Annotated in this window: 15 protein-coding genes and 1 pseudogene; 9 read left to right on the top strand and 7 right to left on the bottom strand. The window is 36.9% G+C overall.

The window, feature by feature from the left end; translation table 11 throughout:
* The 7 genes and pseudogenes from AC1DVP_RS16155 to AC1DVP_RS16125 all read right to left on the bottom strand — a co-directional run.
* Positions 1–204 (bottom strand): annotated as a pseudogene (locus tag AC1DVP_RS16155) (transketolase); the annotation flags it as partial.
* Positions 205–619: 415 nt separating this feature from the next.
* Positions 620–1,573, bottom strand: coding sequence for a family 43 glycosylhydrolase (locus AC1DVP_RS16150; protein WP_477184519.1), 954 nt, complete (start codon positions 1,571–1,573; stop codon positions 620–622).
* Positions 1,574–1,668: 95 nt separating this feature from the next.
* Complete coding sequence (locus AC1DVP_RS16145; protein WP_477184518.1) at positions 1,669–3,393, bottom strand: GH39 family glycosyl hydrolase; 1,725 nt, start codon at positions 3,391–3,393, stop codon at positions 1,669–1,671.
* A gap of 94 nt (positions 3,394–3,487) precedes the next feature.
* The gene (locus AC1DVP_RS16140) at positions 3,488–4,537 is read right to left on the bottom strand and encodes an alpha/beta hydrolase (protein ID WP_477184517.1); all 1,050 of its coding nucleotides are present in this window, start codon (positions 4,535–4,537) and stop codon (positions 3,488–3,490) included.
* 100 nt (positions 4,538–4,637) lie between these two features.
* A complete protein-coding gene (locus AC1DVP_RS16135) occupies positions 4,638–7,010 on the bottom strand; it encodes a beta-L-arabinofuranosidase domain-containing protein (protein ID WP_477184516.1) in 2,373 nt (790 codons plus the stop codon).
* A 12-nt stretch (positions 7,011–7,022) separates the two neighbouring features.
* Complete coding sequence (locus AC1DVP_RS16130; RefSeq protein WP_477184515.1) at positions 7,023–9,644, bottom strand: alpha-L-arabinofuranosidase C-terminal domain-containing protein; 2,622 nt, start codon at positions 9,642–9,644, stop codon at positions 7,023–7,025.
* 761 nt (positions 9,645–10,405) lie between these two features.
* Positions 10,406–11,404 (bottom strand): GntR family transcriptional regulator, encoded by a 999-nt coding sequence (locus AC1DVP_RS16125; protein ID WP_477184514.1) that lies wholly within the window; start codon positions 11,402–11,404, stop codon positions 10,406–10,408.
* Positions 11,405–12,014: 610 nt separating this feature from the next.
* Here AC1DVP_RS16125 and AC1DVP_RS16120 point away from each other — a divergent pair.
* The 9 genes from AC1DVP_RS16120 to AC1DVP_RS16080 all read left to right on the top strand — a co-directional run bounded on the left by AC1DVP_RS16120 (position 12,015) and on the right by AC1DVP_RS16080 (position 26,449).
* Positions 12,015–13,067, top strand: coding sequence for an aldose epimerase family protein (locus AC1DVP_RS16120; RefSeq protein WP_477184513.1), 1,053 nt, complete (start codon positions 12,015–12,017; stop codon positions 13,065–13,067).
* 13 nt (positions 13,068–13,080) lie between these two features.
* Entirely contained in the window at positions 13,081–14,178 is a 1,098-nt protein-coding gene (locus AC1DVP_RS16115) for a glycoside hydrolase family 53 protein (protein WP_477184512.1), read from the top strand.
* Between the two features lie 13 nt (positions 14,179–14,191).
* On the top strand, positions 14,192–15,226 hold the full coding sequence (locus tag AC1DVP_RS16110; RefSeq protein ID WP_477184511.1) for a glycoside hydrolase family 53 protein: 1,035 nt from the start codon (positions 14,192–14,194) through the stop codon (positions 15,224–15,226).
* A 97-nt stretch (positions 15,227–15,323) separates the two neighbouring features.
* Complete coding sequence (locus tag AC1DVP_RS16105) at positions 15,324–17,750, top strand: DUF4982 domain-containing protein (RefSeq protein WP_477184510.1); 2,427 nt, start codon at positions 15,324–15,326, stop codon at positions 17,748–17,750.
* Between the two features lie 93 nt (positions 17,751–17,843).
* Entirely contained in the window at positions 17,844–19,016 is a 1,173-nt protein-coding gene (gene galK, locus AC1DVP_RS16100) for a galactokinase (RefSeq protein WP_477184509.1), read from the top strand.
* Between the two features lie 184 nt (positions 19,017–19,200).
* Entirely contained in the window at positions 19,201–20,250 is a 1,050-nt protein-coding gene (locus tag AC1DVP_RS16095; protein WP_477184508.1) for a UDP-glucose--hexose-1-phosphate uridylyltransferase, read from the top strand.
* Positions 20,251–23,370: a beta-galactosidase, LacZ type gene (lacZ, locus tag AC1DVP_RS16090; protein WP_477184507.1), complete on the top strand. Its 3,120-nt coding sequence runs from the start codon at positions 20,251–20,253 to the stop codon at positions 23,368–23,370.
* A gap of 60 nt (positions 23,371–23,430) precedes the next feature.
* A complete protein-coding gene (gene galE, locus AC1DVP_RS16085) occupies positions 23,431–24,474 on the top strand; it encodes a UDP-glucose 4-epimerase GalE (protein ID WP_477184506.1) in 1,044 nt (347 codons plus the stop codon).
* Between the two features lie 289 nt (positions 24,475–24,763).
* Positions 24,764–26,449, top strand: coding sequence for a sodium/sugar symporter (locus AC1DVP_RS16080; protein ID WP_477184505.1), 1,686 nt, complete (start codon positions 24,764–24,766; stop codon positions 26,447–26,449).
* Positions 26,450–26,510 lie beyond the last annotated feature (61 nt).

Here is a 26,510-nt window from a genome sequence, read left to right as displayed (position 1 = left end):
GTGTCCCGCATCCATAAAGAAACGGTCTCTGAAAGGCCAATCCATCTGGGATGGGTCAAAATCTAAGTATTCAGTGTATAAAATATGCATAAAATCAGCGCCTCCCATAGCACCTCCCGGATGCCCTGAATTTGCTTTTTCTACCATGGATATAGCCAGAGCTCTTATGTTGTCTGAGGCTAAATTGTCAATTTTTTTATTCATAATTTATGGTGTTAATTTTTTAATAACAGTATTGGTGTTTTTTTGGAGTTAAGATTTTTGATAAGACGTTTTATCTTTTTCCAAAATCTTTTATAAACTATTTTACAATATAAAACAGTTTTGTTTTAACCGCTTTAATTAAATAATAAGAGTTTATTATTTTGTTCTGATATTGATTTGACTCTCGAATAACAGGCTATTTTTGAGAGTGTAAGGAAGAATAAAATAATAAGTGTAAAAAATACATTTGCAAATATAGGTAAATTTGTTTTACAATAGCAAAAAAGAAAATATCATTTTTTAACTTTTGGGCTTAAGGCTAATAAAAAAGGAAATGTGACTGTTTTTCTTTACTAAATTATGTTAGTATTTAAAGAAAAACAGTCACAAATTACATGGAATCAATAAATTAAATTCAATCTTTATCTTGAATTTTTACCGGTTTAATTTTTTCGAAAACCTCAATAGGTAATATGTTGCCTTCATTGTCAAATCGCATCGGGGAAATACAAGTTTCCCGATTATAGCCGTTGCCATCTGGAATTTTAAAACGGTGGTAGGCAATGTACCATTCGTCTTTGCCTGGAACTTTTACAACCGAATGATGCCCAGCTCCCTTAACAACACCTTTGCCCTTTAAAACAGGATAACCTTCAGCTTTTGTAAAAGGGCCTAAAGGTGAATCGGAAGTGGCATAAGCAACAGAATATCTTGGATCACGGGTATCAAACTCGGACCACATCAAATAATATTTCCCCTTTCTTTTAAATACAAATGAACCTTCATTATATCCTTTTGGCTTTATGGTTATAATTTTTGTGGCATCATACGAAATCATATCATCGTTTAGCTTTACCATATTGCAATTCCCTTGACCAAAGTATAAATAGGCCGAGCCGTCGTCATCAGTAAAAACCATTGGATCTATCATTTGTCCTTTGAGCATGCCTTTTTTTACTAAAGGTGTTCCCAGTGCATCTTTGAAAGGACCTGTCGGTTTATCTGAAACCGCCACACCAATATTTGTGTCTGCCGAAAAGTAATAATAATATTTTCCGTTTTTAAAAGCTATCGCTGGAGCCCAAGCCCGTTCTTTGGCCCAGCTGATGTCTTTAGGCAAATCAAGAATTACGTTTTCGAATTTCCATTTTACCAAATCTTTGGAGGACCAACAAGTAAAGCTGGTGGATTTCCATCCTTCCGAACCATCGGTCGTTGGATAAATATAGAATTTCTTGCCGAAAGAAGTAATATGAGGATCAGCATAAACGTCTGGCAATACTGCCTTAGGGGCGTTCAAGGTATCATTTTGAGAAAATGAATTCACGGCAAACAATACATTTATTAGAATCAGGAGGGTGGTTTTCATTTTGATTGGGATAGAAATTTTGTGAAATGTTTAATTTTTGAGTCTTTGTTTTATAATTTCTGGTTGTATTGCATCAGTGTATGATACTAAATAGCTTACCAGTCTAGTTTCAACAATGATACAGCTTGTCTTGGCAGAACGATGTCAATCCATAAATTACCTGCTTTTACGTCTAGCTTTTGTGGATTCCCAACGGTTTCCAATTGCCCCGCTTTTTCGAGTGTAGCTAATTGCTCGGCTGTAGGATTTTGCGGTGAGCCCATTTTTTTCCAAACCTCGTATGAATTGCTGCGCTGGCTGTCTATGGTGTAATGGGTGAGTGTTACTTTCTTAGCTTTAACACCACTGATACTTACCTTAACTGGTTCTGGAGTTCCCTGCTGGTCAAGGTCATGATAATTCCACAACATTATACCGGCTGTTTTTTTGTCAATGCTGGCAAGCGCGCCAATTTCGGACTGATTACCACGTACGCTGCTCTCTACAATGGCATCCAATGGCGTCATTCGGCTGCTTTCTACAGCTACACGCTTACCGCTCATTTTGCCAAACATACGGAAAACATTCAGTACCGGCTTGTCTACGCCGTTTGTAGCTAAATCACGGAAACCATAGAACCAAGGCTGGTTTTCGAATTCGAACGACCAGGAAACAGCACCTAGGAAATTGACATTATATTTATCGGCCAGCAGATATTTTCTAGCAAACGATGCGGCGGTATAACTGCTATACATTGTACCGTTTCGGTAGGCATTTTGAGGGTTGGTAGCCATACCACACGCGGCACATCCTTCGGGGTCGCTTTCACCAATGATTATGGGCAGATTCTTGGTTTCTGGATAAGATGATGCAATTCTGAATCCGGTGGAAATATCTTTTAATTGCGGAGACATATCCATTCGCACTACGCCGTCAATTAATTTTGGATTTCCTTTTGCGTGGAAAAGAAAAGCATCCAGAGGTGCTCCTTTTTTACCTGTTGCATAATTAGTGCCGTTGATACAATGCTGTATAAAAGCGTTTGTCCACTTTTGGGCATTTTCGCTTCTTGTTCCAGCTATATTAAGACCGCCGATTTTTGCTGTTGGAAGTGCTCTTTTCACGGCATCTGCTGAATAATCGTATAGTTTAAAGAATTCCTCCATAGTGCCTTTCCAGTAACCGTTAGGCTCGTTCCACACTTCCCAATACCAGCTTTCTACTTCTTTTTTGCCATAACGTTCCACACTATGTTTCACCCATTGGTAAACCAGTTCAGCCCATTTGTTGTAATCTTTTGGCGGATAAGCCCAGCCCGTAAGAATGTCACTGTAAGGATCACCCGGTTTCCAAGAATGTTTATACGGTTCTGGATGTGTACTCAATGCCTGTGGCATAAATCCAATCTGAGCAAGCGGTTTCATACCGCGCTTGATATAGGTGTCAAAAATACTGTCGACAATTTTCCAGTTATATATAGCGTTACCTTCGGCATCCTCCGTATACGCATTTGTACTGCCCCATTTAAGTGCTGCAACTCCATCTCCGCTTACCAGCAAACTGTGTGCTCGAACATATACTGGAGCAGGAGAAAGCGCTGCCAATTCGGACAACAGCTTCTTGCCGTCTTTCATGTACGTATAATTCGGTTCATCGTAGCCAAACCATGCCCACATTGGATACATATCACCAACTGGTTTGTCCAGCATTATTTTTACTTCGACTGGTTTTTCAGAAGTTTGTGAAAAAGCTTGGCCTAAACTGACAAATAGAAAAGTGCCTACAAAGGCAAGAACAGCCACTTTACTTTTTATGGTCATTTGGTTTTCTTTGTTAATCATATGGTAATCAATTTAAATTACATTAATAAAACAGAGATCAAATACAAATAATTTGCTTTTACCCAACGGCGGTCTATATTTCTAATTATATAATCTAATATTTTAGATTTTTTTCAAAAAAAGGAACCATAACATCTTTAATTCTTTGCCCAATATGATCTATGTGTGTCCCTTCATAAATTGCTGAACTATGCTGAATTTTATAGGCATTTAATGTTGAATCTAAACTTTTTACTGTTAGCGCTATTGCCGCATCTTTATCACCTGCATCAAAACCTATTGCCTGCATTTTGGCAAGTGAAGAGATGTATTGGTCAATGTAAACTAAAGGTGCATTAGCGCTCCATTTAGCCATGATTTCTGCAATAGGCTTGCCTGATTGTACAGGCAGATCGATAAAAAATGGCGGGTTATTGGGATTTGGTGACCAAGCGGCAGCTGATGCAAAAGCGTATTTAAGCGCAAAATCAGCTTTCTCGAAATCAGAAACTGTTTTCACGGTTTCCATTTTAGCGAGATCATTTGGTCCAGCTACTGTTTTAAATGGTGCCAGACTTGCTGGGCTTAACAAATATACCGCTGAGAAAATTTCCGGGTGTTTTAGCGTGATGCGTAACGCGCCATATCCTCCCATAGAATGACCTGCTATTCCCCTTGCAGATGTTTTAGCTATAGTGCGGTAATGTGAATCAACATAATTCACCAATTCAGTGGAGATGTAATCTTCCCAGTTACCAATAGTGACTGAATTTGAATACATACTGCCACCAAAACGTGTCTTAGCATCTGCCGTAACAAATATCATCTCTTGATGCCCATTCGAATTTAAAGAATCTAAAATTGCAGGAAGATTTATCCAGTGCTTTTCGAGTCCATACCATTTGGTATCATTATCCGTAAAACCATGTAAAAAATAGACAACGGGATAGCGTTTTTTTGATGACTGCTTATAACTGGGCGGCAGATAAACGCAAATTGATCTCTCAGCTGCATCATTACTCAAATTACTTTCCAGCGAGTGTCCATAAAGCTGCGTATGGACAACAGTGCCTTTTTTTACTATTTTACTGTCTTGAGCTTTTGAAATACGGGGCACTAAACAGATAAATGCTAATAAAAAAAATAGCGGTGAAAACTTATTCATTTTTATCTTATTTGAATTTTATTATTTCTTTTTTGCAGTATATAAAGTTACCATAGTCTAAAGTCTAATCAATCTTTTCTTACTGAATTAAATAATTGTTCTACTTTAATAAGCGTACTTCATAAATACCAGTAATAGATGAATTTGGCTTTGCCCTAAATTGTATCTGCAGCATTTTTTGCTTTCCTTCAATAATTGCTGCTGGAAGTTCAATTATCTTGTCTATAAACTGATTTCCTTCGGATCCATCCATATTTATTGATGTAACCAAAACATCATTAATCAAAACATCAAAATTTCTGTCTTTGTCTGCACCAAAATATGTAATGCGTACTTTTTGGGCTTCCAGAAGTGAATTTTTCAAATCATAACTAAAGAAACCCTGTCCGTTACGGTAATGACGTTCTTTAAACATTCCAGTATCCGTCTTTTCCCCTTTGAAATTATGGTCTGATTCTGGCTGCTGTTCCCCTGCAGTAACTACATCAACAGTAAGTGCTTCCAATTTCATTTGAGCTTCTTCCCGTTCTTTCATCGCTTTTTGTATTTCGGGTAATTTTTCCTGAGTAGTGTATGGCCAATACAGCATGTATCGCGCATTGTGAATTTGGAAGAACGGAACGAGCTGCAGGTTTTTGTATTTGTCTTGATAAATAATATCTGATGCAGAAAAAGTAAAGGATTTGTCAGCTACAGTTTTCAAGGAAGCGGCTAAATCGGCATTATTGGAAACCAGCAGAGGTGCATCTTCTATTGGGTAAATTGGTCCGCTGGCAATATGTCCCATACGGCTGTCATCAGCTATTAAACCTTTAAGGTCTGTAGTGTCTGTAATTGCCGCCAGTACGATAGGACCGTGCAGAAAAGAAACCCAAGCCGATTTGTCCGGAAGCTGTTCTGTTTTGTTTTGCATTGGTAAAATAATCGAAATTACGTCTCCTGTTTTCCATTTTTGTTCAATGGAAACATAAGAATTCTGGTCTTTTGAAATGCTAACTTCTTTGTTGTTGACCGTAATTTTCATTTTTCCGTCTTCGACCCATGAAGGATAACGGAACTTAATGGCAAATTGCTGTGCTTTTTTTAATGTTAGCGTAATAGAAGATTGTTCTTCAAACGGGAACTTAGTGTTTTGAGTTATGGTAATTCCTTTTTCTTTCCAATTCAGGGTTGAAGGAATAAACAGATTAACGTAAAGATTTTGTTTGTCGTGGGCATAAATAAGTTCTCCATATTTTCCGTGATTTTCTAAACCAGAACCCACACAGCACCAGAAAGACTGCTGCGGTTCTGAATACACTCTGTAATGACGCGGGCGGATAGGAGTGAAATATACGAATCCTCCATCAGGATGCTGGGATGACAGAATATGGTTGTATGTTGTGCGCTCATAATAATCCATATATTTTGAAGAAGGATTAGCAAGGAACAAATGCTTACTCAGTTTGAGCATATTATAACTATTGCAGGTTTCTGGGCCTTCTCTCGATTCCAGCATAGAGGAAAAATCGGTTGTTGGATTAAAGTGCTCTCTGACGCTGTTTCCTCCGATAGAAATCGTTCGGTTATTTACCACCGTATTCCAAAAAAAGTTGGCTGCATCTGCCCATTCTTTATCGCCTGAAACCTCGGAAACGCGAATAAAACCTATTACTTTAGGAATTTGCGTATTGGCATGAATTCCGTTAAGAGCATCAGTGTTTTTTAAAAGCGGATCAAGAATGGCTTTGTGGGAGAATTTTTGTGCCAAAACCAAGTATTTTTTATCACCAGTGATTGTTGCTACATCGGCAAAAACTTCGTTCATGCCACCGTGTTCACTGCGCAGCATCTGCTGGATTTGGTCATCAGTAAGATTTGCAGTAAGATTCAGGCACCAGTCCGAAAGCTCTATCAGCATCTTTTTGGCTTTTTCATTTCCAGTCAAAGTATAAGCATCATCCAGTCCTGCATATACCTTATGGATGTTGTACCATGGCACCCATTTATTATTCAGTGAAAAGCTTCCGGCTTCAATTTTTCCTTTGGCAATTTCTTCCCATAATGCTTTGCTTCCCGGAACGCCGCCAATGTATCCGTTGCCGTTTTTTTGCTGGCATTTTTCCAGACTGTTAATCATATAATCCAATCTTTCCTTTATTTGCTGATTGCCTGTTGCCGCATACATCTCAGACAGAGCCGAAAGATAATGTCCGCCAATATGGCCATCAAGACCAGTATTCTCCCAATTGGGATAATTTTTCGCCTTGGTTTCTAAACCAGCTTCTTTGAAATAAGGAGCCAGAAGGCGGTCGGCATCAAGGGATAAAATATACTTTAAATCAGTTTGCTGGGCTGCTTTAAAAGGGCTGTCAAGCAAACGCACCGATGACAATGGAAAACTTTCAAGTTTGGCTGACTGCCCGTAAACGGCAGTTGCTGAAACCAATATCAGTCCTAGCCAAATCGATTTTTTAATACTATTTTGTATCATGTTTTTTGAATTTTATTTATTTGTGCCAACCGTTTTAATGCGGTATACAGTAAATGAGTATGCAGGTAATTGTGTATTCATTAATTCTGAAACAGAACAGGCAGTGACAACCGGTCTTGCATTTCTGTCGCTTGGTTCACCTTTTAATACTGTTTTTTCCGTCTGTGTATTTTCCAGACTGCTGTTTTTCAAATCAATTGATGTGCTGACAGTAATCGGCAGAAGGTTAACCAGTTTTACTATCAGGTCATTGCTTTTGGAGTCACGAACAACTGATATGGCAATACGGTTTTTTACATTTTCCTGATTGTTTGAAAGGTTTATTTCGCATGGAATATATTGGTCACCAGCATTTTGTCCATAAAGTTTTTGTACTTCATAACCTACTGTTGGTCTTACTTCGGTATTGTTGAAATAAATCAGGTTGGGATTCCATTGCGTATGTTTGTCTTTCGCTAATAGTGGCGCATAAGAAGACATGCTTACCACATCACCGTTACGTTCTAAGGAGGTCATGTATAAGGCTTCGGATAAGGCTGTTTCTATATTATTGGGTCTTCCTGGCAGGTGAGAGGCATATTCTCCCAGATATACTTTGGGTTTCGTGCGGTCATAATTATCATAATAATCCTGATTATAGATGAACCAGCCTGGAGGCTGATAGTAATGTTCATCTACCATGGGTACGCCCAGTTTTGAAGCAATATCCCAGCCTTCTTGGTAATCAGTGCCTTCAAAATTTGGTCCTACAGTTCCGATTACGGTTATTTCAGGATGTTTTTCTTTCATTGCTTTGAAGATCATAGTGAAACGTTCTTCAAAAATATCGGTAATAAGGTCTTCATTTCCTATGCCTATGTATTTCAGGTTAAAAGGTTTAGGATGTCCGGCTTCGGCACGTTTTTTACCCCATTTGGTACTTACATCGCCATTGGCATATTCGACCAAATCAAGAATGTCCTGTACATAATTTTCCATTTCGGCCATTGGGATACCGCATTGCTGTCCGGCTCCACCGGTTGAGGAATTTTGGCAGGGCACTCCAGCGGCAATTACGGGTAATGGTGCAGCGCCAGCATCTTCGCAGAATTGAAAATATTCGAAATACCCTAAACCAACAGTTTGATGATATCCCCAAAGGTTGCGTATGGGTTTGCGTGATTCAAGCGGCCCAATGGTGTTTTTCCAGTTATAAATGTTTCCTATTCCGTCTCCGTGGGAAACACAGCCTCCCGGAAAGCGCATGAATTTAGGTTTTAAGTCAGCCAATGTTTGAGCTAAATCGGCACGCAATCCATTTTTATGTCCTTTGAAAGTCTTCTGGGGGAAAAGCGAAATCAAGTCTAAATCCAATGTTCCCGTCATTTGCGGAACGATTTCCAGACTGGCATTTGCTGCTGTTGTTTTGGCAGTAATGGTAGAGTTGTATTTTTTCCAATCGGAAGTAATTGTTTGGGTTGCTGTTTCTCCATAAACTTCTCCATTCGTACCAATTAAGCGCACAAGAAGCTTGCCTGCTTTGCCATCAGCTATACGTGCAAATACTGAAAAATCATATTTTTCGCCGGCTTTAACCGCAATGCCGTCAAAACCTTCATTGATTAATGCCGTTCCAAGCTGTTTAATCGAAAGTTTTGCATAATGTTTGTTGTTAGGATGGATTGGGTTTATAGAATCGATAAGATATTTTGATGTTTCTCCTTTCAGGCTCCAGGCTTTGGTACTGTTCCAGGTTTTGTCTCTGCCTTTGGTGTCGGCAATGTTGTATTCGAAATCCCTGTTTTGAACCAGTTCGGCATAAAGACCGCCATCTGCTGCATAATTGATGTCTTCAAAAAAGATTCCCAACAAGGTGTTGCTAATCTTTTTGTTTTTTGATGCATCCACAGTAAACTTGGCTTCTATAGGTTTCAATCCGGCAAAACGTTCAGCATCAGTTTTGGTAGTTTCTGACCAAAGCTGATTTTTATAGACTGACAATTGTTGGGTTTTGATAAGTCCTTCTACAATGCTCCAAGCTACTTTATTGACAGACCCAGTTTCTGATTTTCCGGAAATAAAGAAGGTGCTTCGTGAGTTTTTATGTTCGGATACAGGAATGTTTTTGGTATCCGAATATTTTTTAAAATCTTTGGTTGTCGTGCACCAAGCTTTTGTTTCTGTCTGGTCTTTGCTTAACCATGTGATGATATATTCTTCTTTTTCCTTATTGTAAGCCACCTCTGGTAATAGGCAGTTTTTATTAGCCATAACTGGAGGATATGATTGACGACCCCAATAAAGAAGGTCATTGGATGCTGCATGTGCAAAAGTTCCGTCCTTTTCATTAAGGCTCCAAAGACAATGCCACTGTCCGTCAGCGCCAGAAAACAGTATTGGCGAAACCATCCTTTTTTCGGATCCCCATGTCCCATAATCGGAATGTATATAACTGTATTCTGATCCTATGGGATGCCAGTTGATTTGGTCAATACTCCAGGCAAAATGGAGTCCGTCGAAGCTTTTTCCTGATGAGTAGGAAAATATATAGGCTTCCTTCGGGTTATTGGCGAATGCCGGGAATGCTGAAAAGCAGACAAGCAGTAGTCCCAGGAATTTTTTTTTTTGTTTTTGAAAGCTGAAAATGTTTATCATGTTACTATTAAATCTTAAAATTTGTTTTTAATTCCAGTGTTTAGCCAGTTTTTGCACTTCTTTTTCGATTAGTATTTAAATACTTATCGGAATTGCAATGTAATTTTGGACACTTCTTGAAGTATATTTAATATAAGTGTGTTTTTTACATTTGTAAAAGTAATTTAAAAAAGCAAACAAACAAATCAACTTGATAAAAAAAATGCCAAAAAATTAGGAGTCTGGTAATTTTTGTTTTAAAGAAAGCTTTTATGAGTTCTGAATTCCGTTTTATTTTAAGAACCGGATGCTAAAGAGTAACAATGGGGCTAACTGGATTACCAGATGGTTTTGATTTTTGGAATTAAAATCTGTTTTTATTCTTGCCTCTCTAGTTTTTTAATTCAATTAAAAGGTATGATGTATTCTTTGTTGTTATAGAAAATTACGATTTTGACCTATATTTTTTGCTAATTTGCCCCCCTAAAAGTGTTTAGGATAGTCGTTACTTTGTACTTGTAGATTCAATAATACAGTGGTTTGTTGTTATTGGTTTAATAAAATTGCATTTGGTGTTGTTTATTGAGTTGTAAAAAATCATTAAACGAAAAGCAAAAAAATTTTGGTAATTTATTTATACCTGGAGCTTTTGCTCTGGGTATGGATATTGTAAAAATCTGATTATGAAGTTTTTTAAGATATAAAAACAAGTAATAATAAATTTGGTTTAGTTTTAGTTAAGTTTGAAATAAGAAGATTAGCAGTAATCTTCTTATTTTGTTTTACAGCGAATTTCTAATAATTAATGCGCACTTGTTTTCAATTTGTTCTTTTTTTCCATGAAGAACCATTTGTGCTAACAGTTTTCCCATAGTGCTGAAATCGGTTGAGATAGTTGTAATTCCATTAGAGACTACTTTTTTTAATGGAGTTTCATTATAGGAAATGATACCAAAGTCAGTTCCTAATTTTAGATTTTGTTCTCGGGCTTTCTCAATTACCCGAACGAGATCTCTGTCATTTGGAATGATGTAAACGCTTCCAATTGTGATGTCATTGTCCGTAAATTCCTGTATGATTTCATAGTTAATGGCATGTTCAGTGCAATAGTTTTCAAACCCGATTTTCATTGCTGGCGGTTCTCTGAAACCTGGGAAAATCATAATGAATTTTTTATATTTACTGAGTCTTGTTTTGCCTTTATGGAGTCCCTCGAAGATGTCTTTTTTGTGATTTTGATATATTGCTGGATAAGATTTTAATTCTTCATTTGTCTGATCTAAGATGATTACATCATTTACTGGCAGGGTTTTTATAAAAGGGGCTACATCGATTAAGTTAGTAGGCATGATGATGTATTTAGTATAATTTCCGTTACAGTCATTAATCAATTTTTGAAAAACCTGAACATTAAAATGATGAAAGAAAATGTCCACCTGAACATTCTTTCCAATGTTTTTTAAAAACGAATTGTAGATGTCTTCTTTGAAAATATTAAGCTCGTCAAAAAGCAGAAATATTTTTTGTTTTATAGTGATTTCAATACTTTTGACATAGTAGCCTTTTCCCGGAATGGCATAAATTATACCTCTTTTTTTTAAATCGTCATACCCTAACAAGACCGTATCCCGGGATAATGAAAATTCTAAGCACACTTTATTTACAGATGGGAGCCTATCTCCTTTTGTAAGTTTTCCCTCCTCAATTGCCTTTTCAATGGAATTGATAATTTGCTTGTATTTTGGGATACCGAGATTGTTTTGGATTGAAATAATTTTCATAGGAGAAATTGGTTTTTTACAAATATACTAAAAACTGGTAGGTACTGGTATTGAAATTTTAATTCAGTACATGATTTTGAAATTTCATAATTCATAAAAAAATAATCAAAAAAACAATTAACACTGTTTTTGGTCAAATTGCATATTGATTTTACAATAAAATCAATATTATGATAAGGGATTTTTTTTAAATTTTAATGAAAATGAGATGTATTAGATTGATATTGAAATTATTAGGATTGGTTCTTTATACAAAAAAAATATAACACCACTTTGAGCAGCATCTTTGGATGATAGCTTGGATTGCCTTCTTTGCTGTATGTTTTTAAATAAAAGAGGCTGGATATTAATTAACTCAACAACTTGGTCAGCTATTCGAACAGGATGTTTCTGCGGAACTAAATCATCAAACGAATAAGGTAAAAGTATCGTTTGTTGCTGGTTATTATGCCTAAATATGCAAAATTGTTCTTAAATAAACAAGCTAAGACAAAAAGGTGCTGTCCCAGTACAGGCAGCTCCTTTTTTTAAGATTCAAAAACTGGTAGGTACTGGTATGTTTAATTTGAATTTTATCATACTTTTGATTTTGCAATTTCATAATAAAACAATGCAAATAAAACACAATTCACAAATTACGGCTCCTTTTGTAAAGAATTTCTTTGGCTTCATTCCAAATGGAGATGAGATATACTCTTATGAATTAGCTAATAAAAATGGAATGACTTTAAAGGTAATCACTTACGGGGCTGCACTTACAGAATTGAAAGTGCCATTGAAAAACGGTGAGATTACTGATGTTGTTTTGGGATTTGATACTTTAGAGAATTATCTGCAGTCGTTTAAGCTGGAAGGCGCTCCATATATGGGCGCTACTGTAGGGCGCTATGCAGGAAGAATCAATAACAGTGTTTTTGAATTGAACGGACAGAAAATACATTTGAATAAAAACAACAATAATAATTCCTTACATGGCGGTATTACGGGGTTTAGCGAAAAGGTTTGGACTGTCGAAAAAGTAATAGAAGGAGATAATCCGGCAATCACTTTGAGTTATTCCAGTCCGTCAAATGAGGAAAATTACCCAGGGACTTTAACTGTCGAGCTTACTTATTCGCTTACCGAAACAAATGAGCTGATTCTTCAGTATAGTGCCAAGACGTCCGAGGATACCGTAGTGAATTTAACACATCATAGTTATTTTAATCTGGATGGTCATTTATTCGATGTTAAAGATCAGGAATTAGTTGTAAATACAAATCAAATGCTGGAAACCACAGCTGAAAATATACCAACTGGTAGGTATTTGGAAGTTGAAAATACTCCTTTTGATTTTTTAACACCAAAAAAATGCCCTGCCAAAATTGATAACACTTTTGTGATAACTCAAAAAAATGAGTTTGCTGCTTCATTATTGAGTAAAAAGAATAATTTAAAAATGACAGTATTTACAGATCAGCCAGGAGTTCATATCTATGTTGGCGGTAATTGTCAAAATGTAATAAAAGGGAAAGAAAATGCCGATTATCATCCGTTAAGCGGTATTTGTTTTGAAACACAAAATTTTCCCGATGCACCAAATCACGAACATTTTCCTAGTGCGGTCCTTAAAAAAGGAGAGGAATATGTTCATAATACGATTTATAAATTTCAAGCATTTTAAAATATATACAGGTATGAAAAGAATCTTAACCATATTGTCACTTTTAGCCTTAATAGTTATTCAGTTTGCTTGTTCTGGCAGTGATTCTCGGGATACACCTGTTGTAGATCCGCCTGTTGTGTCTGATGATTTCATTAGAGCTGCCGATATTTCATTTCTTCCTGAAATTGAAAGTGCTGGAGTTGTTTTTACAAATAATGGCAAAGCCGAAGATATGCTTACCACTTTAAAAAATTCAGGATGTAATACTATCAGAATCCGTTTATGGAAAAATCCAGCTAATGGACATTCGGGATTGACAGAAGTTAAAACTCTTGCAACTCGTGTAAAACAAGCTGGTTTGAAAGTTTGGCTTACTGTTCATTACTCTGATACTTGGGCCGATCCAGGGACTCAGACTACTCCGGATGAGTGGAAAAATTTATCTTTTGCAGACTTGAAAACGGCTGTTGCTGCTTATACTTCTACAATTATAACCGAGATTAATCCTGATATTATTCAAATAGGAAATGAAATAAACAGCGGTTTACTTTGGCCTCAAGGACATTTGATTAATCAAGAAGCGCAGTGTATTGATTTATTAAAAACAGCGAGTGCTGCAATTCGAAGTAAAGCCCCAAAAACAAAAATCATGATTCATTATGCTGGTGTTAAAGCATCGGATACGGATTGGTTTTTTGGAAAAGTAAACTCTGTAGATTACGATTATATTGGACTTTCTTACTATCCTATTTGGCACGGTAAAGATTTGGCAGCTGTCAAAAGTACTATCGATGCTTTGGGAACTAAATTTGGCAAAAAAATCCTCATTGCCGAAACTGCTTATCCGTTTACTTTAAGTTGGAATGATGCTACAAATAATATAGTAGGTCAAAACGATCAGCTGGTTTCGGGTTATGCTGCAACTCCCGAAGGGCAAAAGAATTATATGCTGGCAATCAAGGATCTTGTAAAAACTTCTAAATCCGGTATTGGATTTGCTTACTGGGGAGGAGAATGGATTGCTTTCAAAGGAAGTGCAGCCAGCAATGGTTCTACGTTTGAAAATCAAGCACTATATGATTTTAGTAATAAATCATTACCGGTTTTTCAGGTTTTTAATTTGAATTAAAAAACAGTATAACATGAAAAAGATATTGTTTTCAATAGGGATTCTTATAACGTTTGCTTTTTCTTGCGGTACAACCAATACACTAGTAGAAAAGACTAAAGAGAATGTTTTTGCAAAAGGAGCCGATGTAGGCTGGCTGCCGCAAATGGAAGCTTCCGGTTATCAGTTTTATGATGCTGACGGGACCAAAAAAGACTGTCTGCAATTGCTGAAAGACAGAGGTGTCAACACAATTAGATTGCGTGTTTGGGTTAACCCTTCGAATGACAAAGCAAGCGGACACTGCAGCAAAGAAGAAACAGTAGCAATGGCAGTTCGCGCTCAAAAGATGGGAATGCGTATTATGATTGATTTTCATTATAGCGATTCATGGGCTGATCCAGGGAAACAAAACAAACCGCTGGAATGGAGAAATCATACTTTTTCAGAGCTGCTAAATGATGTTTATTTTCATACTGAAGATGTTTTGAAAGCTTTAAAGAAAGCAGGCGTAACTCCAGAATGGGTGCAGGTAGGAAATGAAATTCCAGGAGGAATGTTATGGCCGGAAGGAAGCACAGACAACTTTAATCAGTTGGCACAATTGCTCAATAAAGGATATGATGCAACCAAAGCGGCAGATAAAAATATAAAAGTTATTGTTCACTTAGACGAAGGAAATAACAGTAAAAAATTCAGATGGTTTTTTGATAATGCCAAAGCTAATAATGTAAAGTATGATGTGATTGGATTGTCATATTATCCTTTTTGGATTAAAACGGATTATAAAGAAAACATTGCTGATTTAGCTAATAATCTAAATGACATGTCGGCCAGATATGAGAAGGAAGTTATGATTGTTGAGGTTGGCGGCGTTGATACTTTGGAACAAAATACGCACGATATGTTAGTCGCTGTTATAAAAGCGGTAAAAGCAGTGCCAAATAACAAAGGGCTAGGCGTAATTTACTGGGAACCGGAAGGAGCAAAATCTTGGAGCCACTACGAATTAAGTGCTTGGAAATCGGATGGGAAACCGTCTATGGCGCTGGATGCGTTTAAAGAATAGGTTTGATTAGATAAGCATTTTGCTTTTTGCGGAAGCAAGAGAATAGAGATGAACAAATTTTAATTCTATGATATTAAATAATTATATAGGTTTAAAAATGAAGAAACTGATAAGTATTCTTGTTGTATTCTTGGCATTTACCCAAATGGCTTTGTCTCAAACACGAGAGATTAAAGTCTTAGATACCAATTGGAAATTTCAAAAAGGCGATTTTGAAGAGGCATATAAAGTAAATTTTAATGATTCGAAATGGGAATCCGTAACGGTTCCGCATGATTGGGCAATTTACGGGCCTTTTGATAAAAATGTAGATATACAGAATGTTGCCATTGTTCAAAACGGAGAAAAAACAGCTACCGAAAAAACAGGGCGAACTGGAGCTTTACCGCATATTGGAACAGCATGGTACCGCAATAAATTTACATTGCCTAAAGATTTAAAAGGTAAAAAAATAATTTTGCTTTTTGAAGGTGCAATGAGTGAACCTCAAGTGTATCTGAACGGAAAAAAAGTTGGAGAATGGGCGTATGGCTATAGTTATTTTTATTTTGATGTTTCCCAATTTATACAAGAAGGAGAGAACACATTGTCAGTAAAGCTTACAAATAAAGAATTTGCTTCACGCTGGTATCCTGGTGCTGGTTTATATCGAAAAGTAAGTGTTATTATAAAAAATAACGAAAGCATTGACCAATGGGGGCAGTTTGTAACTACGCCTTTTATAAGTTCAGCAATTGCTAAAGTTAATATTAAGACAAAAACTTCTGGGGAAAATAGCCGTTTAATCACCACTATTTTTGATGCCGAAGGACATAAATTAAGTTCGGAAGAGTCGACTGTACAATTTGGAAAGGAGTTCGATCAAAATATAAAAGTAGAAAAGCCAAAATTGTGGAGTCCCGAAACTCCTTATCTCTATAAAGCGGTTTCCCAATTGTATGTTGGAAAAGAACTGAAAGATGAGATTTCAACACGTTTTGGAATTCGGGAAATAAAATACGAGCCCAACAAAGGCTTTAGTCTTAATGGAAAGATAACCAAATTTAAAGGAGTTTGTCTTCACCATGATCTTGGTCCCCTCGGAACTGCAGTAAATAAAGCTGCGTTACGCAGGCAAATGGTGATATTAAAAGATCTAGGTTGTAATGCGATTCGCAGTTCGCACAATATGCCCTCTTTCGAACAGCTTGAGCTGGCGGATGAAATGGGTTTTATGTTTCTAGCGGAGAGTTTTGATGAATGGGCAAAGCCAAAAGTAGAAAATGGCTATCATCGTTTTTTTGAGGATTATGCCGAAAAAGATATCGTGAGTTTAGTGCAGGCAGCAAGAAACCATCCTTCTATCGTGATGTGGAGCTCTGGAAATGAAGTGCCTGATCAACGGGGAGAAGCTGGCGTAAAACGTGCCAAATGGCTACAGGAAATATTTCATAGAGAAGACCCGACACGTCCGGTAACTGTTGGTATGGATCAGGTAAAAGCGACTATGGAATCTGGTTTTGGAGCTTTGCTGGATGTTCCAGGGCTGAATTATCGTTTGAATTTATATGATGAAGCATTTAAAAAATTTCCGCAAGGGTTTATTTTAGGTTCAGAAACAGCTTCAACTGTTAGTTCAAGAGGGATTTATAAATTCCCTGTGGTTCAGGAAAAAATGAAGCAGTATCCTGATTTTCAGTCTTCCTCTTATGATTTGGAAGCCTGCAGCTGGTCGAATATACCTGACGAGGATTTTGTGCTTCAAGATGATAAACCTTGGGTAATTGGAGAGTTTGTTTGGACTGGTTTTGATTATTTAGGAGAACCGACGCCTTATGATGAAAGCTGGCCGTCTCGAAGTTCTTATTTTGGAATTAACGATTTAGCTGGTTTGCCTAAAGACCGTTATTATTTATACCGAAGCCGTTGGAATACAAAAGAATCAACACTTCATATTCTGCCACACTGGAACTGGGAAGGCCGTGAAGGAGAGACAACTCCCGTTTTTGTATATACGAGTTACAACAGCGCAGAGCTTTTTGTTAACGGCAAAAGTATGGGAGTGCAGAAAAAAAACAAAAGCACACCTCAGAACCGCTATCGTCTGATGTGGATGGATGTGAAATATGAGCCAGGAACGCTAAAAGTTGTGGCTTTTGACGACAACGGTAAAGCTGTTGCTGAAGAACAAGTTCGTACTGCCGGCAAGCCTTATCAAATTGTTTTAGACGCAGACAGGAAAACAATCACTGCCGATGGCGAAGATATCTCTTTCGTAACCGTATCTTTAGTTGATAAAAATGGAATTCCTTGTCCTACAGCGGCTAACCAGTTAAAATTTAAGGTTGCAGGAGCGGGTACATATAGGGCTGCCTGCAATGGCGATGCCACTTCACTCGAAATGTTTCATAAAGATACCATGAAACTTTTTAGCGGAAAATTGGTAGTGCTTGTAAAATCGACAACAACTGCTGGTGATGTGCAACTTGAAGTAAATGGTGCCGGGCTTAAGAGTGGTAAATTGACCTTGGCATCTACGAAATAAATAAAAATCTTAAAAAGAAAATAGCGCCAAGTACGGGCACCGCTTTAAAATCGAATATAGTAACAATTTCAAAATAACAGTAATTTAAAAATAATGAATGATTTATTAATTAAAAAAACAACCGATTTTTTTCAAGAGACATTTGGTAATGCTCCGGAAAAAATAGTACTTTCTCCTGGGAGAATTAACATTATTGGGGAACATATCGATTATAACGACGGTTATGTGCTGCCTGCTGCCATCGACAAGATTATTTGTTTCGCTTTTGCAAAAAACAATTCGAAGCAATCTAAAATTGTTGCCATCGATTTAAATGAAGAATTTGAAGTTGATTTAACACAAGAGATTGTATTAAGCAAAGTCGTCTGGACCAATTATATTTTGGGAGTTATCAAGCAATTGCAGGATAAAGGATTTTCATTCGACGGTTTTAATTGTGTATTTAGCAGCAATATTCCTGTTGGATCGGGATTATCTTCTTCGGCGGCTTTAGAATGCGGGACAATTTTTGGGATCAAAGAACTTTTTGATTTATCGATTCCAAAAGTAGATATTGCATTAATGGGTCAAAAAGCAGAACACTGGGTTGGGATCAACTGCGGTATTATGGATCAATTTTCGAGCGTAATGGGCTTAGAGAATAAAGTGATTAAAATTGACTGCAAAACATTAGAATACGAGTATCATAATGCCAATTTTAATGACTATTCGCTAATTTTGTTCGACAGCAATGTGAAGCATTCTTTGTTTACGTCTGCTTACAATACAAGAAGAGAAGAATGTGAAGAAGGACTTTCTATTATCAAGAGTAATTTTCCGGAGATTAGCAGTTTTAGAGATTGTGACGAGAGCCATGTGCTTCGTCTGAAAGATAAAATGTCGCCTAATGTGTTTGTCAGATCTCATTTTGTTGTTAAAGAAATTCGCCGTGTAGCACTTGCCTGCGAAGCTTTGGATAATGGAAACATTGAAGAATTGGGTAAATTGCTTTTCGAAACCCACGAAGGTTTGTCTAAAGAATATTTAGTGAGCTGTGATGAGCTGGATTTTATTGTAGACACTTTGAAAAAAGAGAAAGCAGTAATTGGTTCCCGATTAATGGGAGGCGGTTTTGGAGGCTGTACGATCAATTTGATTAAAAAGGGAGAAGAAGAAGCTATCAAAGCAAAACTGACTCAGTTATACAAAGAAGCTTTTGATATAGAATTGAGAATTTATGATGTAAAAATCGGCAACGGTACATCATTATATGAGCCAGTGCTTTAGTTATAAAGCCCGGTTTTGAAAAAAACAATGTGGCTGTAATCGCGAAACTGATAAAATAGCCACTGATTAAAAAGATTTACACTGATTTTTTTTAACATGATGAAGAAAATCCGTGCTAATCTTTTAATCTGTGGCAAGAAAAATATTTTCCACCTAATTTGTGGTAAACCATAAAATGAATAAAATGAAAAATTTTGATATAAACGAAGATCCGCACAGACGTTTCAATCCGTTAATTAATGAATGGGTATTGGTGTCACCACACAGAGCAACAAGACCTTGGCAGGGACAAAACGAAAAAATCCACACGGATGCACTTCCAGAGTATGATCCTGCTTGTTATTTATGCGCAGGGAATGTTCGTGCCAATGGGGAAACAAATCCAAAATATGAATCGAGTTTTGTTTTCGAGAATGACTTTGCAGCTGTAAAACAAGAGCCTATCTTGTTTGAAGAAGATTCTAAGCCTACTTTCTTTAAAGCACAGCCAGAACGCGGCATTGCCAGAGTAGTTTGTTTTTCGCCAAGACACGATTTGACTTTACCTGAAATGGAGCTACAGGGAATAGAGACTATTATCAGAACTTGGCAAAAAGAATACACTGAATTAGGAAATGTAGATTACATTAATCATGTTCAGATTTTTGAAAATAAAGGAAGCGTAATGGGCTGCAGCAATCCGCACCCTCACGGACAAATATGGGCACAGTCTTCTTTGCCTACTCAAGTTGAGAAAACACAAAACAGTCTGAAAGCTTATTTTGAAAAAAATAACAGCAACCTTTTACTGGATTATCTGAAAGAAGAATTACAACTGAAAGAACGTATCGTAGTTGAGAATGAACATTTCGTGGCATTGGTTCCTTTTTGGGCTATTTGGCCATTCGAGACAATGATTATCAGTAAAAGGCATATTACAAAAATTACGGAGTTCACTTCAGAAGAAGTTTCGGCTTATGCTTCAGTTTTAAAGCTATTAACGATAAAATACGATAATCTTTTTGAGACTTCTTTTCCGTATTCTTCTGGAATTCATCAAGCGCCTACAGATGGAGAACCACATCCGGAATGGCAATTTCACATGCATTTTTATCCGCCGTTGCTGCGTTCAGCTTCTGTAAAGAAATTTATGGTTGGATACGAAATGATGGGTGAAGCACAAAGAGATATTACTCCTGAGAAAAGTGCAGCAGTATTAAAAGCGCTTTCTGATGTACATTATAAAAATAAATAGATGAAAAAATCAATCCTTTTGAGCTTTGTTTTTCTTTCTTTAGCGTTAGCTGCACAAGAAAAATCGACAGCTAACGACTGGGAAAATCCAGAAATATTCCAGATTAATAGAGAGCCAGCCCGAGCGGCATTTTTGCCGTATGCTGATGAGCTGTCTGCTATTGCAGATGATTATACCCGTTCTCCGTGGTTTCTAAGCTTAAATGGTATGTGGAAATTCAATTGGTCTCCAACGCCAGATGAAAGACCGGATGATTTTTTCAAAACTAATTTTAATACAACAAATTGGAAAGAAATTTCGGTGCCTTCTAATTGGGAGCTGCAGGGTTATGGAATTCCTATCTATACGAATATTACTTATCCGTTTGTCAAAAATCCGCCATTTATAAACCATAATGATAATCCGGTGGGTTCATACAAACGTACATTTGAACTGCCGGAAAACTGGAAGAACCGCAGGGTTTATCTTCACTTTGAAGGAGGTACTTCGGCAATGTATATTTGGGTAAATGGTGAGAAAGCAGGTTACAGTGAAAACACAAAAAGCCCCTCGGAATTTGATATCACTAAATATGTAAAAGCGGGTAAGAATCAGGTGGCTGTAGAAGTGTACCGCTGGAGCGATGGTTCCTATTTAGAAGATCAGGATTTTTGGCGTTTATCAGGAATCGACCGCGATGTGTATCTGTACAGTACTGCTAATATACGAATTGCCGATTTCTTTGTGCGTCCGGATTTAGATGCTTCGTATAAAAACGGAAGTTTATCTGTTGATGTAAAACTTCAGAACAAGAATTCAGTTCCAAAAAACAATCAGATAGTTGAGACCAAATTGGTAGATAAAAACGGAACAGTACTCTTTACAAAATCTGTTAAGATAAATGTAAAAGCCAATGCAGCAGAATCAGTTACATTTAGCCAGAATGTTGCGAAACCCAGTTTGTGGAGCAACGAAACACCTAATTTGTATACTTTATTGCTCTCGCTTAAAGATGAAAACGGAAATCTTATTGAAACAGTAGGAACATCAGTTGGTTTTCGAAAGGTGGAGCTGAAAAACGGACAATTATTAGTCAATGGTATCCGAATTATGGTTCATGGTGTAAATATTCATGAGCATAATCCTAAAACGGGTCATTATCAGGATAAGGAAACGATGATGAAGGATATTAAGCTGATGAAAGAATTAAACATTAATGCCGTGCGCTGCAGTCATTATCCCAATAATTTATTATGGGTAAAACTGTGTAATAAATACGGTTTGTTTTTGGTAGATGAAGCTAATATTGAGAGCCATGGTATGGGTTCTCTGCCTTGGATTTCTGATTTTGCAAGCCATCCCGCATACAGACCCGAATGGCACGCCGCACACATGGATCGTATTTACAGTTTGGTAGAACGGGACAAAAACCAGCCTTCAGTTATTCTTTGGTCCTTGGGGAATGAATGCGGAAACGGTAAAGTTTTTCAAGATGCTTACAAATGGATTAAAAGCAGGGACAAAACCCGATTGGTTCAGTTTGAACAAGCCATGGAAGAAGACAATACAGATGTCGTATGCCCGATGTATCCAAGCATAGAGTACATGAAAGAGTATGCTAAACGCAAGGATGTAAAACGCCCGTTTATTATGTGTGAGTATGCACATGCAATGGGAAACAGCAGCGGTAATTTTCAGGAATATTGGGATATTATTCACGGCAGTACAAACATGCAGGGTGGATTTATCTGGGATTGGGTAGACCAGGGTTTTGAAATGACTGATGAAGTGGGGCGCAAATATTGGACTTATGGCGGAGACATGGGAAGCCAAAACTACACGAATGATGAAAATTTTTGCCATAACGGATTGGTTTGGCCAGACCGAAAGCCACATCCCGGTGCTTTTGAAGTAAAGAAAGTATATCAGGATATTTTATTCAAAGGTGTTGATTTGAATAAAGGAATAATAGAGGTAGAAAACGGTTTTGGTTATACTAACCTTGATAATTATATTTTCAAATACGAAGTTTTAGAAAACGGTTTGGTTATAAAGACTTCAACAATAGATGTTAGTCTTGCTCCTCAATCCAAAAAGGAAATACAACTGGAATTGCCTAAATTAACTGCAAAGGATGCTACAGAATATCTTTTGAATATTTATGCTTACACACGTAATGGCAGCGAAGTTTTACCTCAAAATTTTGAAGCAGCCAGAGAGCAGTTTTCAATTGGTCCTAATAATTATTTTGTTAAAGCTGCGGAGAAAGTGGCAAATCCTATTGTGAAAGAAACTAAAGATGCTGTTACACTTAGTTCGTCTGGCGTTGAGGTTGCAATAAACAAGAATACAGGTTTGATTCAAGATTATAAATCTAAGGGGGAAAGATTTTTTAATCAGCTGCCAGTTCCTAATTTTTGGCGCGCACCCACAGACAATGATTTTGGAAATAATATGCAGGCAGAAAGCAATGTATGGAGAACCGCAGCGAAATTCAGTAATGTGAAAACCTTTGAAATTAAAGAAGTCTCTGGAAAAACAAGTGTTGTGGCTACTCTTTTTTTAAGAGATGTTGCATCTGTATATACGATTGTTTATACTATGAACACAGACGGAAGTTTAGAGGTGTCAAATTCATTTAAGGCCGGTAGCAATCCATTGTCCGAAATGCCCCGTTTTGGAATGATATTTTCTCTTAAAAAGGAGCTGGATAATTTTACTTATTATGGAAGAGGTCCTTGGGAAAATTATCAGGATAGAAATACCGCCTCGTTTAAAGGAATTTACAGCAGTAAAGCTGCAGATCAGTATGTTCCTTATACCCGTCCACAGGAAAATGGATATAAAACAGATGTCCGCTGGTTAACGCTTACCAATACATCAGGAAACGGAATCCAAATTGATGGTTTACAGCCTTTAGGTGTGAGTGCGCTGCACAACTATCCTGAAGATTTTGATCCGGGATTAACCAAAAAATACCGTCACATCAATGATATAACTCCCCGGAATGAGGTGGTGGTATGTATAGATTTAGCCCAAAGAGGAGTAGGTGGGGATAACAGCTGGGGTGCACTCCCACATGCGCAGTATCAACTGAAAGATAAGGAATATAGTTATGGGTTTGTTATAAAACCAAAATGAATGAATCTTTGAGCTGATTGGAATTTACAAAAGAATTTAAAAAAGTAAAAAACAAATAAAATGAGTAAGATAGTCGTTACAGGCGGTTTGGGTTTTATTGGATCTCATACCGTTGTTGAATTGCAAAACCAAGGTTTTGAAGTGGTAGTGATCGATAATCTCTCTAATTCTTCTATCGAAGTTTTGGATGGTATTGAACGAATTACAGGGAAAAAACCAATTTTTTCCGGAATTGATTTAAGAGAAAAAAAAGAGGTGCAGCGTTTCTTTGCAGAGCATGATGATGTGGCTGGGGTAATTCATTTTGCAGCTTCGAAAGCAGTTGGCGAAAGCGTAAAAAATCCTTTACTGTATTATGAAAATAACCTAGGTGCTTTGGTTTATATTTTGCAGGAATTAGAGAAAAAGAAAGAAGCTCACTTTATCTTCAGTTCGTCTTGTACAGTTTACGGTCAAGCCGAAGTGATGCCTATTGCAGAGACAACTCCCATTCAGCCTGCTTTGTCTCCTTACGGAAATACCAAGCAAATAGGGGAAGAGATTATTCAAGATGTGGTGAAGGTGAGTAACATCAATGCTATTCTGCTTCGTTATTTTAATCCTATTGGAGCACATCCTTCTGCAGAAATCGGAGAATTGCCTATTGGAGTACCGCAAAATTTAGTTCCATTTATTACACAAGCCGGAATGGGATTGCGTGCTGAACTATCTGTTTATGGGAATGATTACCCAACTGTGGACGGAACTTGTGTACGTGATTATATTCATGTAGTCGATCTGGCCAAAGCACACGTAATTGCACTGCAGCGGTTATTGAACAAAAAAAATGCAGAACCATTAGAGATTTTTAATCTTGGGACAGGGACAGGAAGCTCAGTTTTGGAAGTAATTGCGGCTTTTGAGAAAGTAAGCGGAACAAAATTGCCTTATAAAATAGTAGAAAGAAGAGAAGGTGACGTAACTTCGGCTTATGCCGATACTGATAAGGCAAATACCGTTTTGGGATGGAAAACCGTCTCGACTCTGGAAGAAGCTATGGCAAGTGCTTGGAAATGGGAACAAAAGATTAGAACGAGCCCTGAATTTAAGCCTGAAAATTTGTAGCTAAAGAGCTAATCATATGCTGGTTACTATTAAAAAAACAAAATAAATGTAAAAAACACATTTATAGGCATTGCTAATAAATTTTTTTATTTTACATTTGGCTTCAATAATTCATAATAAAACAATAGAATTAAAACATATTTTTTATTTTATGTTTAATTTGAGTGAGAAATTCCTCTATTTTATTGAAAAGATGTATTATCTTGGCACCCCAAAATAGAAGTAAGATTACAAATTATTAAAAGAAAAACAAATAACCTTATATTAACTTTTAAAAAATTATTTACTAATGAGCAATAACTTAGCTTTTGCAGATTACGCAGTATTTATTATTTATTTTATAGCGGTATCCGTCTACGGATACACTATTTATCGCAAGCGTGAAAGAAATGAACACGATGCCAAAGCTTATTTCCTTGCAGAAGGAACTTTGACATGGTGGGCAATTGGAGCTTCATTAATCGCTTCAAACATTTCCGCTGAGCAATTTATCGGAATGAGCGGGGAAGGATTCTTTTTAGGAATAGCAGTTGCTGCTTATGAGTGGCTTGCCGCTATTGCTTTGATTATTGTGGCAGTTTGGTTCATTCCTGTTTATTTGAAAAACAAGATTTATACCATGCCTCAATTTTTGAAAACAAGATATAACGAATCAACGGCTTTGATTATGGCTGTTTTTTGGTTGTTTTTATATGTTTTTGTGAACTTAACTTCTATCCTGTATTTAGGAGCTGTTGCTATTAACGGATTAGCTGGAGGTGAATATCTTCATGCTATTATGATAGGATTAGCTGTTTTTGCTTTAATCATCTCTTTGGGAGGTATGAAGGTTGTTGCTTATACCGATGTAATTCAGGTTGCCGTTTTAATTATTGGAGGTTTGGTTACTTCTTATATTGCTTTGACAACAGTTGGACAATATTTTGGTTTTGGTCACGATGCTATTGCTGGTTTCCAAGTTTTAATGGAAAAAGCGCCTGAGCATTTCAAAATGATTATCCCAAGACCTACTGCCGCTTCTTCTCAATTAGAGATTGACAAATACCTTACTTTCCCTGGATTAATGTCTTATTTGGCTGGTATTTGGATTATCAACCTTAACTATTGGGGTTGTAATCAGTACATCACTCAAAGAGCTTTAGGAGCTGATTTACAAACTGCGCGTACAGGTATTTTATTTGCTGGATTCTTGAAATTATTAATGCCTCTTATCGTAATGTTACCTGGTATTGCAGCTTATGTATTATATCAAAACGGACATTTACCACAATTAGTTGGCGGAAAAGACGGAGCTTACTCAGCAATGTTGACTTTCCTTCCTACGGGTTTAAAAGGATTATCTGTTGCGGCTTTGACTGCGGCGATTGTTGCTTCTTTGGCGGGTAAAGTAAACAGTATTTCTACTATCTATACATTAGACGTACATAAAAAATACATTCAAAAAGATGCTTCAGATAATCATCAAGTAAACATTGGAAGATATGCCGTTTTTGCTGCAATGCTTTTGGCTGTTTTATTTACTTGGAATGACTTGTTAGGAATTGGTGGTGTAGGTGGATTTACTTATATCCAAAAATATACAGGATTTATTAGCCCAGGGGTTTTCGCTATGTTCTTCCTTGGTATGTTCTGGAAAAGAACAACTGGTACAGCAGCTATTGTTGGTGTAATTGCAGGTTTCTTATTATCTGTTTTATTCAATGAATTTGCACCTGCTTTATTCGGAAATGAAACATTATTATATACTGCTTACAATAACGGAAAAGGAGCTTTCGAAATTCCATTCCACATTTGTATGGGATTATCATTTGCCTTTACAATGCTTTTAATGATTGGTATCAGTATGGCTGGACCAAAAGTGAATCCAAAAGCATTCGAATTGGATACAGAAATGTTCAAATTGAAACCACAGACTACAGTTATGATCGTAATCACTTTATTGGTTATTTTTGCTCTGTACGCTAAGTTTTGGTAAAATAATAATAAGTTAGTTATATAAAAAGTGTGAAGCTAAATTCGTTTAGCTTCACACTTTT

Source organism: Flavobacterium sp. P3_A6 (assembly GCF_056403035.1).
Note: the sequence above shows the minus strand (reverse complement) of the source record. Positions and strands in the feature narration are given on the sequence as shown.

Coding starts and splice junctions, on each gene's coding strand:
- AC1DVP_RS16150 (WP_477184519.1), bottom strand. CDS start 1,573: ATGAAAACCACCCTCCTGATTCTAATAAATGTATTGTTTGCCGTGAAT.
- AC1DVP_RS16145 (WP_477184518.1), bottom strand. CDS start 3,393: ATGATTAACAAAGAAAACCAAATGACCATAAAAAGTAAAGTGGCTGTT.
- AC1DVP_RS16140 (WP_477184517.1), bottom strand. CDS start 4,537: ATGAATAAGTTTTCACCGCTATTTTTTTTATTAGCATTTATCTGTTTA.
- AC1DVP_RS16135 (WP_477184516.1), bottom strand. CDS start 7,010: ATGATACAAAATAGTATTAAAAAATCGATTTGGCTAGGACTGATATTG.
- AC1DVP_RS16130 (WP_477184515.1), bottom strand. CDS start 9,644: ATGATAAACATTTTCAGCTTTCAAAAACAAAAAAAAAAATTCCTGGGA.
- AC1DVP_RS16125 (WP_477184514.1), bottom strand. CDS start 11,404: ATGAAAATTATTTCAATCCAAAACAATCTCGGTATCCCAAAATACAAG.
- AC1DVP_RS16120 (WP_477184513.1), top strand. CDS start 12,015: ATGCAAATAAAACACAATTCACAAATTACGGCTCCTTTTGTAAAGAAT.
- AC1DVP_RS16115 (WP_477184512.1), top strand. CDS start 13,081: ATGAAAAGAATCTTAACCATATTGTCACTTTTAGCCTTAATAGTTATT.
- AC1DVP_RS16110 (WP_477184511.1), top strand. CDS start 14,192: ATGAAAAAGATATTGTTTTCAATAGGGATTCTTATAACGTTTGCTTTT.
- AC1DVP_RS16105 (WP_477184510.1), top strand. CDS start 15,324: ATGAAGAAACTGATAAGTATTCTTGTTGTATTCTTGGCATTTACCCAA.
- galK (WP_477184509.1), top strand. CDS start 17,844: ATGAATGATTTATTAATTAAAAAAACAACCGATTTTTTTCAAGAGACA.
- AC1DVP_RS16095 (WP_477184508.1), top strand. CDS start 19,201: ATGAAAAATTTTGATATAAACGAAGATCCGCACAGACGTTTCAATCCG.
- lacZ (WP_477184507.1), top strand. CDS start 20,251: ATGAAAAAATCAATCCTTTTGAGCTTTGTTTTTCTTTCTTTAGCGTTA.
- galE (WP_477184506.1), top strand. CDS start 23,431: ATGAGTAAGATAGTCGTTACAGGCGGTTTGGGTTTTATTGGATCTCAT.
- AC1DVP_RS16080 (WP_477184505.1), top strand. CDS start 24,764: ATGAGCAATAACTTAGCTTTTGCAGATTACGCAGTATTTATTATTTAT.